This window comes from Amycolatopsis sp. NPDC102389, assembly GCF_044765885.1.
Lineage (GTDB): Bacteria > Actinomycetota > Actinomycetes > Mycobacteriales > Pseudonocardiaceae > Amycolatopsis.
This window is the reverse complement of the sequence record NZ_JBIWKX010000106.1, coordinates 1-13,721: the sequence shown is the minus strand read 5'-3', so window position 1 is coordinate 13,721 and position 13,721 is coordinate 1. Positions and strand designations below refer to the sequence as shown.

Annotated in this window: 13 protein-coding genes; 5 read left to right on the top strand and 8 right to left on the bottom strand. The window is 68.6% G+C overall.

Features of this window, described 5'->3' with window-relative positions; translation table 11 throughout:
• From ACIRGA_RS39940 to ACIRGA_RS39910, 7 genes are all read right to left on the bottom strand, one after another.
• The coding region (locus ACIRGA_RS39940; RefSeq protein WP_400952401.1) for a transposase at positions 1-587 on the bottom strand (587 nt) is incomplete at its 3' end.
• Between the two features lie 317 nt (positions 588-904).
• Positions 905-2,467, bottom strand: coding sequence for a polyprenol phosphomannose-dependent alpha 1,6 mannosyltransferase MptB (mptB, locus tag ACIRGA_RS39935; protein ID WP_400952397.1), 1,563 nt, complete (start codon positions 2,465-2,467; stop codon positions 905-907).
• Between the two features lie 14 nt (positions 2,468-2,481).
• The gene (nikE, locus tag ACIRGA_RS39930; RefSeq protein WP_400952394.1) at positions 2,482-4,152 is read right to left on the bottom strand and encodes a nickel ABC transporter ATP-binding protein NikE; all 1,671 of its coding nucleotides are present in this window, start codon (positions 4,150-4,152) and stop codon (positions 2,482-2,484) included.
• The gene (locus ACIRGA_RS39925) at positions 4,149-5,054 is read right to left on the bottom strand and encodes an ABC transporter permease (protein WP_400952389.1); all 906 of its coding nucleotides are present in this window, start codon (positions 5,052-5,054) and stop codon (positions 4,149-4,151) included. The genes nikE and ACIRGA_RS39925 overlap by 4 nt, the downstream gene beginning before the upstream one ends.
• A complete protein-coding gene (locus ACIRGA_RS39920; protein ID WP_400952384.1) occupies positions 5,051-6,082 on the bottom strand; it encodes an ABC transporter permease in 1,032 nt (343 codons plus the stop codon). Before ACIRGA_RS39920 ends, ACIRGA_RS39925 begins: the two co-directional genes overlap by 4 nt.
• Positions 6,083-6,089: 7 nt before the next feature.
• Positions 6,090-7,874, bottom strand: coding sequence for an ABC transporter substrate-binding protein (locus ACIRGA_RS39915; protein ID WP_400952380.1), 1,785 nt, complete (start codon positions 7,872-7,874; stop codon positions 6,090-6,092).
• 391 nt (positions 7,875-8,265) lie between these two features.
• A complete protein-coding gene (locus tag ACIRGA_RS39910; protein ID WP_400952375.1) occupies positions 8,266-10,056 on the bottom strand; it encodes a hypothetical protein in 1,791 nt (596 codons plus the stop codon).
• Positions 10,057-10,167: 111 nt separating this feature from the next.
• Here ACIRGA_RS39910 and ACIRGA_RS39905 point away from each other — a divergent pair, with 111 nt between their 5' ends.
• The 3 genes from ACIRGA_RS39905 to ACIRGA_RS39895 are packed head-to-tail and all read left to right on the top strand — an operon-like array spanning position 10,168 to position 11,896.
• The gene (locus ACIRGA_RS39905) at positions 10,168-10,533 is read left to right on the top strand and encodes a hypothetical protein (RefSeq protein ID WP_400952370.1); all 366 of its coding nucleotides are present in this window, start codon (positions 10,168-10,170) and stop codon (positions 10,531-10,533) included.
• Positions 10,530-11,753 carry a hypothetical protein gene (locus ACIRGA_RS39900; protein ID WP_400952365.1) on the top strand — a complete coding sequence of 408 codons (1,224 nt, stop codon included), beginning with the start codon at positions 10,530-10,532 and terminating at the stop codon, positions 11,751-11,753. Before ACIRGA_RS39905 ends, ACIRGA_RS39900 begins: the two co-directional genes overlap by 4 nt.
• Positions 11,750-11,896, top strand: coding sequence for a hypothetical protein (locus ACIRGA_RS39895; protein ID WP_400952360.1), 147 nt, complete (start codon positions 11,750-11,752; stop codon positions 11,894-11,896). Before ACIRGA_RS39900 ends, ACIRGA_RS39895 begins: the two co-directional genes overlap by 4 nt.
• A gap of 10 nt (positions 11,897-11,906) precedes the next feature.
• On the opposite strand, the gene ACIRGA_RS39890 is transcribed toward ACIRGA_RS39895, so the two are convergent.
• Positions 11,907-12,473 (bottom strand): TetR/AcrR family transcriptional regulator, encoded by a 567-nt coding sequence (locus tag ACIRGA_RS39890; protein WP_400952355.1) that lies wholly within the window; start codon positions 12,471-12,473, stop codon positions 11,907-11,909.
• Positions 12,474-12,566: 93 nt separating this feature from the next.
• On the opposite strand from ACIRGA_RS39890, the gene ACIRGA_RS39885 reads away from it, so the two are divergent.
• A complete protein-coding gene (locus ACIRGA_RS39885) occupies positions 12,567-12,851 on the top strand; it encodes an antibiotic biosynthesis monooxygenase family protein (RefSeq protein WP_400952349.1) in 285 nt (94 codons plus the stop codon).
• The gene (locus ACIRGA_RS39880; RefSeq protein ID WP_400952346.1) at positions 12,848-13,426 is read left to right on the top strand and encodes a DUF2867 domain-containing protein; all 579 of its coding nucleotides are present in this window, start codon (positions 12,848-12,850) and stop codon (positions 13,424-13,426) included. Before ACIRGA_RS39885 ends, ACIRGA_RS39880 begins: the two co-directional genes overlap by 4 nt.
• The last annotated feature ends 295 nt before the right edge of the window (positions 13,427-13,721 follow it).

The following is a 13,721-nucleotide window of genomic DNA, read 5'->3' as shown; positions in this document are numbered from 1 at the left end:
CTGATCGGCACCATGTCCGGGATCCGCGGCGTGCGGGCCTCGGCCTGGCGGCGAGGTTTACGCAGCGCCCGCCCGGTCCGCAGACAGGCCGCGAGTTCGCGGCGCAGCGCGCCCCGGCCTTGCACATAGATCGACTGGTAGATCGTCTCGTGGGACACCCGCATCTCCGGACAGTCGGCGAACTCGGCCACCAGCCTGGCCGAGATCTGCTCCGGCGACCACCGCAGCAGCAGCCGTTCCTGCACATGGTCCCGCAGCCCGGCATTGCCAGGATCGGCCAGTTTCGCCGTCTTCGGCCGCTTCGCCCGCTCCCGCGCCGCCGCTTCCGCCACATGGGCCCGATACCGGGCAGGACCACCGTTGTTGTTGATCTCCCGGCTGATCGACGACGCCGCCCGGCCCAGCCTCCGCCCGATCACCCGCGGCCCCTCGTCCCGGGCCAGGCCACGAGAGATCTCCTCCCGCTCCTCCACCGACAAATACCGTGTCCCCAGCTCACGGGGCGCGTTACCGATCACCCCACCAGCCTCGCCGAACCACCGCCGACCGGTCTCCTGCGCCACACCCGCCGCCACCGAGGCAGACATCACAGCCCGCCCCGCCCGAACCCCCTGCCAAAACCGCACCCGCACATCCCGCACCAACGGCACACGACCCACCATCACAACCTCCGACCACAATCGGTGTTGCAACGACCCCGTGAACCCAAGAGGCCTTCACTACCTTCAGGCCAAGCCGCACCCGGTCGGGAAGCCGCACAAAGTACTCAAATCGGTCACTCAGGTCTTAACCGGTGTCCCTTATGGACAGACAAGAACGCGAGCCCGCTCTCGCCGCCAGAACCCGAATCGCCACTTCGGCTCACCTGACCAGCGGCCGTGCGACTTTGCCGGAACCCGGCGACTCAGGAGGACCGAGGAGCCTCGGCGGGCAGGAACTGCTCCACCGGCTTCCCCCGCCAAGCGGCGATGATCCCCAGCGGATCCGGCCGCAGCAGCGAAGCGGCCGCGTACACGCTCGCCGCGACGACACCGGCCATGAACCACCAGTCGTACAGGGCCTGCTCCCCCGTCGGGTAGTAGACCAGCGTCACGAACACCGACACCGCGACGACGACCGCGAGGTTCCGGCGGCGCCATTCGAAGGCCGACAGGACCACGAAACCCCAGGTCAGGTACCACGGCAGTGAGGGCGGCGGGACGATCGCGCCGGCCAGCAGGACGATCGCCATCCGGTGGATCGCCGGGTTGCCGCCGTTGCGGGCGAGCCACCACTGGCGGCCGGCGAAGACGAACAGGCCGACCATCGCGATCGCCCGGAACACGGTGACGAACGGCGAGACCTCGACGTCGATCACCAGATTCACCAGCGAGTAGAAGATCTCGCCGATCCCGGTCGGGAAGTTCATCCAGTTCGCGATCAGCGTCGGCGCCTTGAGACCGGTCAGCCAGCCGAGGTTGACCGAGCCGAGCGACAGCCAGGTGCCCGCGACGAACACCGGCAGGAAGATCCCGACCGACGCGGCGCCCGCGCGGAAGAAGTTGACCACCTTCCGGTCGCCGGGCAGGTGGTTCGCCCACACCCAGACCAGGAACGGCAGCGCCCACGCCGCAGTGGGCTTGATCAGCATCCCGATGGTGACCAGGACGATCGCGACGACGTGCTTGCGCTCCAACGCCGCCAGCACACCGACGGTGAGAAAGCCCAGCATCAACAGGTCGTTGTGCGGGCCGCCGACGAGATGGATCACCGTCATCGGGCTGGCGATGGCGAGCCACAGGGTGATCGGCAGCTTGCCGCCGAGGTGCTTGACCAGCCGCGGCAGCGACCACAGCATCCCGGCCAGGCCGATCATCAGGACCAGCCGGGTCGCGATGACCCCGGCGATCATGTCGTTGCCGGTGATCGAGACGATCCCCTTGGCGACCAGCAGGAACAGCGGGCCGTACGGCGCGGGCGTGGTCTGCCACAGCGGGTGGACGTTCTGCACGACGTCCGGTAGCACGGTCAGCTCAGCCGGTCCGTTGGCGTACGGGTCGAGCCCGTGCAGCAGCTGCGCGCCCTGTGCGAGGTACGAGAAGACGTCGCGGGTGAACAGCGGCGGCGAGACCAGCAGCGGCGCCATCCAGCAGGCGGCGGCGATGACGATCGGGCGGCTGCCGATCCGGCCGGCGAGCGCGTAGCGGCCCAGCCGGACCCACGCCCAGATGATCAGCGCGAAGCCCGTGTAAAGCATCGCGTTCGCGAGGATGCGGCCGTGGCCGTAGCGGATCCACGACAGCGGTCCGTGCCCCAGGATCGGGTCACGGATGAGGATGCCACCGGCGCCGAGCGCCGCCAGCATCAGCAGCGTGCTGCCTATGGTTCCCATCGCGATGGTGCGGTACGGGAACCGGGAAGGCACCCGGAGCCGCTCGCCGAGGGAACCGGCCGAGGGCGTCTGCGGGGGTTCTGTCGTGGTCGCCATTTCGAGATTGGAGGTTACACACCGCGCCTGTGCGAGTGCGCGGCAATGGGTGTTTCCCGCGCGGTTCCACCGGGCAACGCGGCGAGCAGCGACTTCGTGTAGTCGTGCTTCGGGTCCAGCAGGACCTCCTCCACGGTACCGACCTCCACCAGCTCCCCGCGGTACATCACGGCGACCCGATCGGCGATGTTCCAGGCCAGCCCGAGGTCGTGGGTGATCACGAGCCCGGCGAGACCGAGTTCACGCCGCAGGCGCAGCAACAGCGCGAGGATCTCCCCACGCACCGACGCGTCGAGTGACGCCACCGGTTCGTCCGCCACGATCACGCCGGGGTCCAGCGCGAGCGCGCCCGCGATGACGACCCGCTGACGCTGCCCGCCGGACAGCTCGTGCGGGAGCCGGTCGAGGAACTTCTCGGCGGGCCGCAGCTCGGCCGCTTCCAGTGCCTTGACGACGATCTCGTGCTCGTTCGCGCCCATTCCGTGGATGCGCGGGCCTTCCGCGACGGCCTCGTACACCGTGTGGTTCGGGTTCAGCGCGCTCGTCGGGTCCTGCAGCACGAGCTGGACCTGCCGCCGGTACGCCTTGAGGCCGGCGCCGCCGAGGGGGACCGGCTTGCCGTCGTAGCGCACCGCTCCGGAGTCGGGTTTCTGCAGCCCGAGCAGGGTCCGGGCGAGCGTCGTCTTGCCCGAGCCGGACTGGCCGACGAGCGCGACGATCTCGTCCTTCCGCACCTGGAGGCTCACTCCGGCGACGGCGTTGATCCGCTTGCCGGTGCGGTCGCGGAAGCTGACGCGCAGGTCCTCGGCTTCGAGCAACGCGGGCTGGTCACCGCTGCGTTCGGGCTCCGGCGGCAACGGCGTGCTGGTCGCGGGCGCGAACCGCGACACCGGGTCGCCGACGGTCGGGAACGCGGCCGCCAGCGCCTTGCTGTGCTCGTGGTGCGGCGCGCTCATCAGCTCCGCGCTCGGCCGCTCCTCGACGATCTCGCCGTCGTACATCACCGCGATCCGGCGGCAGGTCGCGGCGAGCACCGACAGGTCGTGGCTGATCATGACCAGCCCGATCCCCTGTTCGGCGACGAGCCTGCCCAGCAGGTCGAGCACCTGGGCCTGGACGACGACATCGAGCGCGGTGGTCGGCTCGTCCGCGATGATCAGCCGCGGCGAGCAGGCCAGCGCCATCGCGATCATGACGCGTTGCTTCTGCCCACCGGACAGCTCGTGCGGGTACGCCCCCGCACGACCGGGCGGCAGGTCGACCTGTTCGAGCAGCTCCGCGACCTTGGCCTGGATCTCGCCGTCCGACAGTGCCTTGCCGCCGGGCGGGTGCAGGCGGATCGGCTCGGCGATCTGCTCGCCGATCCGGCGGACCGGGTTCAGCGCGTGCATCGCGCCCTGGAACACGACCGAGGCCTCGGCCCAGCGCACCGCGCGCAGCCTGCCCCATTTCATGGCCGTGACGTCTTCGCCGTCCAGCAGGATCTCGCCGCTGACCTTTGCCGAACGCGGGAGCAGCCGCAGCACGCTCATCGCGACCGTCGACTTCCCCGACCCCGACTCCCCCGCCACTCCGAGCGTGTCGCCGGGTTCGAGCACGAGATCGACCCCGCGGACCGCGGCGACCTCGCCGCCTCCGGTGGCGTAGGTGACGCCGAGATTCTTCAGTTCCAGCAAGGGGCTCATGAGTGCTGTCCCTTCAGGCGCGGGTTCAGCACGGTCTCCAGCGCGCGTCCGACGAGGGTGAAAGCGAGGACGACCACGACGATCGCGACGCCCGGCGGCAGCAGGTTCCACCACGCGCCCTTGCTGATCGCGCCGTTGTTCAGTGCGGTCTGGAGCATGGCTCCCCACGAGACGGTGTTCGGGTTGCCGACGCCGAGGAAGGCCAGCGTCGCGTCCGCGATGACCGCGTTGCCCACGACGAGCGTGGTGTTGGCCAGCACGAGCGGCATGACGCCGGGAAGGACGTGCTTGCCGACGATGTGCAGATGGCCGCCACCGAGCGCCTTCGCGCGCTCGATGTACGGACGGCCCTCGATCGTCAGGGTCTGCGCCCGGACCAGGCGCGCGGTGCTCGGCCAGGCGGTGACGCCGATGGCGACGATCACCGTCATCGCACCCTGCTCCAGCACCGACGCCAGCGCCACGGCGAGGACGAGCGACGGCAGCACCAGGAAGAAGTCCGTGAACCGCAGCAGAAGTCCGGACAGCCAGCCGCCGAAATGCGCGGCCGCGATCCCGATCACCGTACCGATCAGCACCGACAGGAACGCCGCCGAGAACCCGACGAGCAGGGAGATCCGCGCGCCCCAGAACGTCATCAGCAGCACCGAACGGCCGTCGATGTCGGTGCCCAGCCAGAATTCCCCGCTGGGCGGATTCAGCGAACCGCCGTGGGCCTTGGTGACGTCGAGGCCGGACTCGTCCGAGATCACCGGCGCGAGGATGGCCAGCAGCGTGATGACGCCGAGGAAGGCCAGCCCGAAGACGCCCGCCTTGTTCGTCGTGAACTCGTGCCAGCGCTTGGCCACCGCCTCGCGGCGACGGCGCCAGACGATCGAACCGGGTTTTTCCGCTGTGGTCATGCCGTCCGCACCCTGGGGTCGAGCACGCGGTAGAGCAGCTCCGCGAGCAGGTTCATCAGCACCACCGCGCCGGCGAGGGTGACGAAGACTCCTTGCAGGACAGGAAGATCAGGCCCGCGGAGCGCTTCGTAGAGCAGCTGCCCGAGCCCCGGCCAGCTGAACACGGCCTCGACCGAGACGGCACCCGAGACGACCATCCCGAACTGCATGAAGACCAGAGTCACCGTCGGCAGCAGGGCGTTGGGCACGGCGTGCCGCTTGCGCACCAGGTCGTCGCGCAGCCCCTTGGCCCGTGCGGTGGTGAGGTAGTCCGAGTTCATCTCGCCGATCAGGGACGACCGCATGACCAGCATGTACTGCGCGTAGAACACCACCAGCAGGGTCACGCACGGCAGCACCAGATGGTGGAGGACGTCGAGCCCTTCGCTGAAGAAGCCCGGTGCGACGTCCGGGGAATGCATGCCCCGGCTGGGAAAGAGCCCGTCGGTCGCCACGAGCAGCATGAGCCCGAGCCAGAACTGCGGGACCGACCACAGGGTCAGCGCGAGTCCTGTTTGGACCTTGTCGAACCCGCTCCCCCGCCGCCAGCCCGCGCGGATGCCGAGCCACAGGCCGAGCGCGATCGCGAGCACCGTCGCGCTGCCGACGAGCAGGATCGTCGGCCACAACCGCTCGCCGATCATGTCGAAGACCGGACGCCGCTGCAGGTACGAGACCCCCATGTCGCCCTGGAGCAGGCCGACGACGTAGTCCCAGAACTGCTGCAGCAGGGGCTTGTCCACGCCCATCTGCGCGCGCAGCTCCGCCATCATCTTCGGATCGGTCGGCCGGTCGCGGACCATGAACCGCACCGGATCGCCGGGCAGCGTCCGGAACAGGAAGAACCCCAGCACGACGACGAGCGCGAGGCTCGCCAGCGCGCCGCCGATCTTGGAGAGCACGAACCGGGTGGTGCCGGTCCCGCCCCGGCGCTCGTCGGGATCGACGAGCGCCGAGGATTGGTCGAGAGAACTGAGTGCTTCGGTCAACGTGCTCTTACTCCCGGTCTTCGGCGGACTTGCCGCGCCGCCCGAGCAGCACGCCACCACCGACGAGCACCACGAGCACGACCGCGCCGATGCCGATCCACAATCCGGTGTTGCTGCTCTCCTCGGCGCCGGCCGCCGCCGCGTCGGCCGGAGTGGCGCCGTAGACGCCCCAGTAGCCGGACTGCTCGAGGATCGCGCCGTCGGGCTGCGGCTGCTTGGTGAACGAGGAGAACTTGTCCGAGCGGTAGGCCTCGAGCACGTTGTCGTAGTCGAGGACGACGTCGACGTACTCGCCCGCCAGCACGGCCTGGGCCTGCTTGACGAGCTCGGCGCGCTTGGCCGGGTCGAACTCGGTCAGCTGCTTCTTGTACAGGTCTTCGTAGCGCGGGTCGCAGAAGAACGTCGCCGAGCTGCCGCCGTTGCCCTCGGCGTTCGGGCGGCCGGCGCAGGTGTTCAGGCTCAGGGCGTAGTCCGGGTCGGGCGAGGTGCCATAGCCGGAGATCGCGAGGTCGTAGTTACCCGCGGTGGTGCGGTCGTCGAGCTCGTCGTCGGAGACGAGTTCCTGCTTGACGCCGATGCCGACGTCCTTGAGCCAGCCGGTGACGAACTGCGCGGTGCGCTGGTCGAACGGCCGGTTCGCGTGGCCGGCGAGCCGGAACTCCAGCTTCGCGCCGCCCGGGGCGACGCGGATGCCGTCCGCTCCCTTGGCGTAGCCCGCCTGGTCGAGCGTGGCGTTCGCGGCCGCGATGTCGAACTTGGTCTTTTCGGCGTCGGACGGGGCCCAGGTGTACGCCTTGTAGATCGCCGGCACCACACCGGTCCCAGGCTGGCCGTAGCCGTTCATGACCTTCTGAACGATGGTCTCGGTGTCGATGGCCTGCGCGATCGCCTTGCGGACGCGGACGTCCTTGAGGATCGGGTTGCCATCACCGATCGGCTTGTCGAGGACGTTCTTGACACCGAAGTTGATGATGAGCTCGTTGTACCGGCGGCCGGGGGCCTTGTTCGTGGTGATGTTCTTCTCGCCCTTGAGCGCGTCGAACTGCGTCGGCGTGAGGCGGTTGATGACGTCGACCTCACCCTGCTTCAACGCGTTGACCGCGGCCTCGGCGTCCTTGAACTGCAGCAGCTGCAGCTCGTCGACCTTGGGCGCACCACGCCAGTAGTCCTTGTTCGCCTTGAACTTCACGAACTCGTTCTTCTTGTACTCGGTCAGCAGATACGGTCCGCTGCCGACGCCGACCACGGCCATGTCGTCGGTCGAGGGGGCGTTGAGATCCTTGATCGGCTCCCAGATGTGCTTGGGCACGATCGGGACGTCGAGCGAGGTCATACTCGACTGCGGGGCCTTGGTCTTGATGACGAGCGTCTTGTCGTCCGGCGCCGACACCGAGGCGAAGTTGCTGACGTAGCTGCCGTTCGCGGTGCGGGCGTTCTCGTCGTCGAGCATCCGCTGGAAGGTGTACGCGGGGTCCTGCGCGGTCACCGGCTTGCCGTCGGACCACTTCATCCCCTGACGGATGTTGAAGGTCCAGGTGAGCTTGTCGTCCGATGTCTTCCACGACTCCGCGATCCCGCCCGTGGGCTGGGTGTCCTCGGCCGAGGGCAGGGTCAGGAACTCGTAGTTGAACCGGCCGACCTGTGTCGACGCCGCCAGCTGGGCGGTGAACGGGTTCAGGTGGTCGATGCCGGTCGTGAGCGCCACCCGGAGGACCTTGCCCTGCTGCTGTGCTGACGCGGCGGGCACGAAAGGCACCGTCGCGACCGCCGAAGCGGCAAGGACCGCGACCACGCGTAGACCGCGTCGTCGCCTCGGAAAACGCTCTGTGCGCACGAAGACCACCCCATCGAAACTCGCTGTAACCCAACCCCCGAGGCGGAAAAGTAACCACATGTCGCGGTAACCGCGCAATGACTCGCCAATACCGATCGTGCACGGCGGATGTCGTCGCGTGGTCGACGGCTACTTTACGTCTCATGGACGTTGCGGTGCGTCACCGTTTCGGCGCGCGAAACGGCGACACGTGCAGTGTCCTGGGTATTCAAGGGAAGCGGGCTTGCAGCAGTCTTGCGCGCGATGATGCCCAATCGATACGTGCGACGAAGTGCGAGCAAAGCGTTTCGTCCTCTGAATGCGGTACTTGCGCACGCAACTACCGCATTCAGAGGACGAAACGCGGGGGTCAGCCGACGGAGACCTCACGCCGCCGCGCGGTGGCCGCGGCCGCGTAGAGCCACGCGAACAGCGCCCACATCCCGGCGAAGATGAGTCCGACGGTCACGTACGCGACCGTCCACAGCACGGCGGGCGTTTCCGACTTCCGCTCTCGTTGCAGGAACTCGATCTCGGACATGAACGGGCGCGTGCCGGACGTCGCGTCGATCGACGGCGCGTTCGCCGCCGGGTCCGCGGGCGCGTAGATCGGCGCGAGGCCCATCACCCGGTTCGGGACATGCACGCGGATCCCGGTCTTCCACTGGCCGAACACCGGCAGCGGCTGGGCCGTGCGATACACCCCGTCGCCGATCTTCTCCAGCGGCGCGGTGAAGAAGTCGCCGCCCTGCCAAGCGAAACCGTTCAGCCACACGGCGTCGTCGGCCAGACCGGGCCGCGAGATCGTCACGGTCGCGTCGACCCAGCGGGGTGTGCCGCCGCCGTGCGGGTTCGAGATCGGCAGCCCGGTCGCGGCTTCGGTGAGCCGGACGTCCGCGGTGAAGCCCGGTTCCGGATCGGCCGGCACGGCGACCGCCGACATCAGGGCGACCGCACCCAGCGCGCCGACGAGGCCGACCACATGCCGGGGGCCGGCCGAGGGCACCCGCGTGGCCGTCTCCTCCACTCGCTGGTACTGCCAGACACCGATGAACGCGCCCGCGAGGGCCGCGCCGGTCCCGAACAGGACGAACAGCGGCAGATGCGCCGTCGGCCAGGGGTTCGGCATCAGCCATCGGGTGAACGCCGCCTCGGCGAGCATCCCGGCCGTCCCCACGAGCAGGCCGGCGACAGTGGCGAACGTGTAGCCCTGCCGGTTGCGCATCGCGAAGGCGACGACCTCGATGATCAACGCTTCGGCGACGTACGGCAGCAGCGAGGCCACGTGCAGGTCGGCGAACAGCGGGATGACGGCGAACGAAGCCCGGGAGGCGAGGAACACCGCGAGGACGATCAGCGCGCCGCCGGGGCCCCAGGACAGGCGCCCGTAGGTCAAGGTCCAGGCACCGATCAGGCCGACGAGCACGACCTGCGACAGCATCGGGAACTGCGGGACGCCGAGGTCGAACTCCATCAAGAACGCCGACGCGCCCATCATCCAGGCGCCGGCGAGGACCGGGCCGAGCAGGCGCACGACCGGTCCGGTCGCGCCGACCTGACGCGCCTCGCCGAGCAGCAGTTGCAGGCCGAGAACGACGCAGACACCGCCGCCGATCATCAGGACGTGGGTCGGCCCCCATTCGGTGACGTCCTGGCCGAACAGGCGGTGCCAGACGTCGTCGAGCGGGAAGCCCGCGATGCCGACCAGCCCGGTCGCCATCATCTGGATGGAGCCCATCGGCGCCCGCCAGTGCGGGCCGATCTTGAACGTGCGCTGGGGCAGGTCCTTCGTCGCCAGTGTCGCGCTGAGCACGCCACTGGCGAAGATGCCCATCAGTCCGAAGTAGATCGGGTAGTGCGACGGGTTCGCGAGCGGACCTTCGTCACGGCCGAGCTCCATGTGGATCGGCACGTCCCAGTAGACGCCGATCAGCGCGGACATCCCGGAGAGGAACGCGACGAACATCGGCAGCGCGGCCCAGCGCGGCAGGCCGGTGAGCTCGCCCATCCAGTCCGCGACGCGGCCGAAGACCGTGCGCTTCCCCGCGCGCTCGCGGAGCACGAAGAGGGCCAAGGGCAGGAAGACCGCCGTGAACATCAGGCCCGCGATGACGATCTGCCCGAATTGCGCACCGCCGGCAGGCGGGCTCTCCTGAGCCATGAACACCGTTCTCGCCTTCCTGCTAACCTAAGTAACTGTTACCTTGGGGTAACACGATAGGCGCAAGGCCCCGGCCGGGCAAGCCGGGGCGTACGACTCGAAGGGACCTCGATGCGGAGGATCGGCGGGATCTGCGGGATCACCGTGGCCGCTTTGCTGGCCGTGACCGGCTGTTCGGGATCGCCCGGCCCCGAACCGGCGCCGGGCACCGGCACCCGGACCGTCAAGTTCTCGATCACCGAGGGCAAACGCACGTCGGGCCCCGAGGAGGTCGCGGTGCGCACCGGCGAGAACCTCGCGCTCGAAGTCACCTCCGACCAGCCGGACGAACTTCACGTCCACGGCTACGACAAGGCCGCTCAGCTGTCTCCCGGGATTCCGGCGACGGTCGCCTTCACCGCGAACATCGACGGCATCTTCGAGGTGGAACTGCACAAGAGCGGCGCGGCGGTGACCAAGCTCCGGGTGAGCGGATGATCCTGGCGCACGGTCTCGGCGGCCGGTCCGACCTGCCGGTCCCGTTGTGGCTCGCGCTCTACGCGGGAGCGGCGGCCGTCGTGATCTCCTTCTTCGCGCTCACCGCGCTCTGGAAGGAACCCAAGCTTCGCGGTGCCGACGCCGGGCGCCCGCTTCCCCTTGTCCTGCAACGGTTCGCCGACAGCGCGTTCGCGCGAATCGTGCCGGGGGCGCTCGGCGTGATGCTGTTCGCGGGCTTCCTGGTGATGGCGTGGACCGGCCCGGACAACTCGGCCGACAACCCGGCTCCGGCCTGGTTCTACGTCTGGTTCTGGGTCGGGCTGGTTCCGCTTTCGCTACTGTTCGGCCCAGTCTGGCGACGGTTGAATCCACTGAGGACGATCGCGTCGCTGATCCCCGCGCGCCCCCGCGAACTCCCGGACCGCCTGGGCCACCTGCCCGCGATCGCGGGTCTCCTGGCGTTTCTTTGGCTGGAACTGGTGTTCCCGCATTCGGACTCGCCCCGCGCGATCGCCCTCTTCGCCACCGTGTATGCCGTTATACACATTGCTCTCGGTGTGGTGTTCGGTCCGCGCTGGTTCGACCGCGGTGACGCTTTCGAGGTCTACGCGTGCCTGATCGCGGCCCTCTCCCCGTTCGGCAGGCGCGGAGACGGGCGGCTGGTGGTCCGGAATCCGCTGGACGGCCTGCTCACCATCTCCCCCGCGCCGTGGCTGACCGCGCTGGTGCTGGTGGTGCTCGGCTCGACCGCGTTCGACGGCCTGACCCGGCTCCCGTTCTGGACATCGCTGGACGCCGGTGTCCTCGGCGGCACCGCCGGACTCGCGGCCTGCATCGCGCTCACCTACGGCGCCTACGCGGGCGCAGTCAGCCTGACCAGGCCGTACCTGCGCCGAGGGTTCGACCCGTATCCCGCGTTCGCGCCGTCGTTGATCCCGATCATGGTCGGCTACACGGTCGCGCATTACTTCTCGTTCGCCGTGTTCTCCGGACAGCAGGGCTTCGGGCGCACGATCGACTACACGGTCGTCTCGGCAGGCGCGATCGCGCTGGTGCAGATCGCCGGAATCGTCGCCGGTCACGTGCTGGCCGTAACCTCGGCGCATGACCGTTCCGTCGGCGTGCTGCGCGCGAACTACGTCAAGGTGGGCCAGTACCCGATGCTGGCGCTGATGATCGGCTACACCGCGCTCGGGATCGCGCTGGTGTCCGGCTCATGACCATCGCGGCGCGGGTGATGATGATGCACCAGGGCGGCTGGGACGAGATCCTCATCTTCGTCGGCCCCGTGGTGATCATCGGGCTGCTCATCTATGTCGCGCGCAAGCAGGCCCCGACGGCACCCGAAGACGAGGACGAGTAGGTCGTGCCCCTCAGCCGTCTTGGCCGGGTCCGCCGCCGAGAAGCAGCGCCCCAGCCAGTTCGGTGACCTCGTCCCGGCTGCGGCCGTCGTGGTCGGCGGCCATGAAGTGCTTGCCGATCAGGAGCGAGAACGCCAGCAGGCAGCGGGCTTCGACCTCGTCCTCGTCGGTGAAGATCTCGCGCATGAGGGACCGCAGATAGTCCATCCGCTGGTTGTCGACGCGCCGGAGCCGTTCGGCGACCGCCGGGTCACGCCGGGCCCAATCGCGGATGGCGAGGTCGATCGGCAGCAGCCGGTCGCCGGCGAGCAGTCCCGCGCGCCGGATCTTCGCCCTGGCGTCACCGCCTTGGCTCTCGACGCTCTCGAACAGCAGGTCGGTGCTCATCCGCTCCCAGGTGGCGAGCATTTCCTCCAGCAGCGTGCCTCGATCGGCGAAATGGCCGTAGAACCCGCCTTTGGTGACCCCCAAGGCTTTCGCGAGCACCTCGACGCGGACCGCGTCGGGGCCTCCGGCGGCGAGGGCGGACAGCCCCGCGTCGATCCAAGCGCTCGGCGGAGTCCGGGTTTCGGCGGCCATGGGATCACCGTATCTCCCGTCACTCCGGCACCACGAGGACGATATATACGCTACCGTACAGATGGCGGAAGTCCACTGGGAGGAACAACGACGATGACTGTCGGATTCGTGGCCACGCACTACCCGCACCCCGATCATCACGACGAATTCGTCTCGCGAGTCCGGCGAGTGGCCGGCGTCCTGCGCTCCACGCCGGGCTGCCTCGCCGCCGAATGCTGGGTCACCGCCACGGGCGACGCCGTGGTGTCGATCGTGCGCTGGGAATCCGAGGCCGCACAAGCGGCTTCGATGCGGGCTCTGGGATCGGCGGACGTGGACGTCGCCTTCGACGACCGCGAAGTCCGTCCGCGCGAGATCGTCCAGCTGGTGTCGGCATGAAACTCGCGAACACGGCGCACACCGCCCACGCCTGGCGGATCCACGAGATCGCCGGGGACTTCGACCTCGAAGACGTCTGGGCGCTCGGAACGCCCGGCGGGCCGGACGACTTCGGCAAGCTGGTGAAGCAGTTCTCGTCGGGGAACTTCCCGGACGAGGCCCCGCTCCCGGTCCGGGCTCTGTGGGCGCTGCGCTGGAAGCTCGGCGGGTTGCTCGGGCTGGACAAGCAGGGCTCCGGCCTCGACACCCGGGTGGGATCGCTCCGCGGCAAGCTGCCGGAAGACCTCCGCGGAACACCCACCGGCCCGGACGAAGACTGGCTGCCGTTCACCCCGCTTTACCGGCTCGACGACGAATTCGCCGCCGAAATGGCGAACCGGACCATGCACGGCGTCCTGCACATCGCGTGGGTCGAGGACGAGCGGGGCGGATATCGCGGTCAGATGGCGGTGCTGGTCAAACCCAACGGGCTGTTCGGCCGGGTGTACATGGGATTCATCAAGCCGTTCCGGTACCTGATCATCTATCCGGCGCTCATGCGGATGATCGCGCGGGAGTGGAAGACCCGCCCCTGAGAACGACCTCGTGAGCAGTAAGGATGGTTATTGAGGGGTAAGTCAAATATGGCGTGCCGCGCACCCTTTGCGGCCTCGGTCCGCACTGACTGACGAGGGCCGATCGCGCGGTGAATGTCCACAAGGGACACTTTGCGAGCCGCAGGTGTCCGATTTGGGTAGTATGCACGGTGTCGCAAGGGGGTCGTGAGTGGCAAGTGGGGTTCTAACCCTCTGTGCTGTTTCAGGACCTCACGGACAGATGTGTTTCAGGACTTGTCGGACAGTTTGGTGTTGAGTGGTTGGTAGCGTACTG

Bases quoted from the DNA above. Each gene is read 5' to 3' on its own strand.
- mptB (WP_400952397.1), bottom strand. From the start codon at position 2,467: ATGGCGACCACGACAGAACCCCCGCAGACGCCCTCGGCCGGTTCCCTC.
- nikE (WP_400952394.1), bottom strand. From the start codon at position 4,152: ATGAGCCCCTTGCTGGAACTGAAGAATCTCGGCGTCACCTACGCCACC.
- ACIRGA_RS39925 (WP_400952389.1), bottom strand. From the start codon at position 5,054: ATGACCACAGCGGAAAAACCCGGTTCGATCGTCTGGCGCCGTCGCCGC.
- ACIRGA_RS39910 (WP_400952375.1), bottom strand. From the start codon at position 10,056: ATGGCTCAGGAGAGCCCGCCTGCCGGCGGTGCGCAATTCGGGCAGATC.
- ACIRGA_RS39905 (WP_400952370.1), top strand. From the start codon at position 10,168: ATGCGGAGGATCGGCGGGATCTGCGGGATCACCGTGGCCGCTTTGCTG.
- ACIRGA_RS39900 (WP_400952365.1), top strand. From the start codon at position 10,530: ATGATCCTGGCGCACGGTCTCGGCGGCCGGTCCGACCTGCCGGTCCCG.
- ACIRGA_RS39895 (WP_400952360.1), top strand. From the start codon at position 11,750: ATGACCATCGCGGCGCGGGTGATGATGATGCACCAGGGCGGCTGGGAC.
- ACIRGA_RS39890 (WP_400952355.1), bottom strand. From the start codon at position 12,473: ATGGCCGCCGAAACCCGGACTCCGCCGAGCGCTTGGATCGACGCGGGG.
- ACIRGA_RS39885 (WP_400952349.1), top strand. From the start codon at position 12,567: ATGACTGTCGGATTCGTGGCCACGCACTACCCGCACCCCGATCATCAC.
- ACIRGA_RS39880 (WP_400952346.1), top strand. From the start codon at position 12,848: ATGAAACTCGCGAACACGGCGCACACCGCCCACGCCTGGCGGATCCAC.